At 66.4% G+C, this 572-nt stretch carries 1 protein-coding gene; it reads right to left on the reverse strand.

The features are described from left to right. Positions 1–572: Ig-like domain-containing protein (locus ACTJJN_RS27015; protein WP_440781799.1), on the reverse strand; the 572-nt coding region annotated here is incomplete at both ends.

A 572-nucleotide genomic window follows, 5' to 3' on the forward strand; every position in this document is an offset into this window, starting at 1 on the left:
GTGATGTCCGGCGCATCGAATTGCAGTGGCGCCGAGGCGTTGCCGGCGGCATCCACCAGACGCACATCGAGCGCTTCACCATTGGCCTGGGCAGGCGACAAGGTGAGGCTGAACAGGCCGTCGGCACCGACGACACCGGTGCCAATCAGGTTGCCGGCAGCATCGCGCACTTGCACGGTAGCGCCGGGCTCGCCGCGACCGGTGAAGGTGACGCCATCGGGCAGGGCCAGGTCAGTCGGTTGTGCTGGCGGCAGCAAGTCGGCCGAGGTGACCGAGCCCGGTTGGGATACGTTGCCAGCGGCGTCGGTGAGGGTGACTTGCAGCGTACTGCCATCGGTGATGGCCGGGTTCAAGGTGATCGCGAAGGTACCATCCGGATTGACCGTGCCCGTGGCAATTACGGTGCCTGCGTCATCGCGCACCTGAACGCTGGTACCGGCTTCACCACGACCGCTGAGTTGGCTGCCGGCAACGCCGATCACCAGATTGGTCGGTGCTTCAGGCGGGGTGGTATCGCCGCCGTCGATGTCCGGCGCGGTAAGGTTACTGGCGGTGGAGGCGTTGCCTGCCGC

Origin of the sequence: Pseudomonas sp. 22515, assembly GCF_052044625.1 — a bacterium.
In the GTDB taxonomy this organism is placed as follows: Bacteria; Pseudomonadota; Gammaproteobacteria; order Pseudomonadales; family Pseudomonadaceae; genus Aquipseudomonas; species Aquipseudomonas alloputida.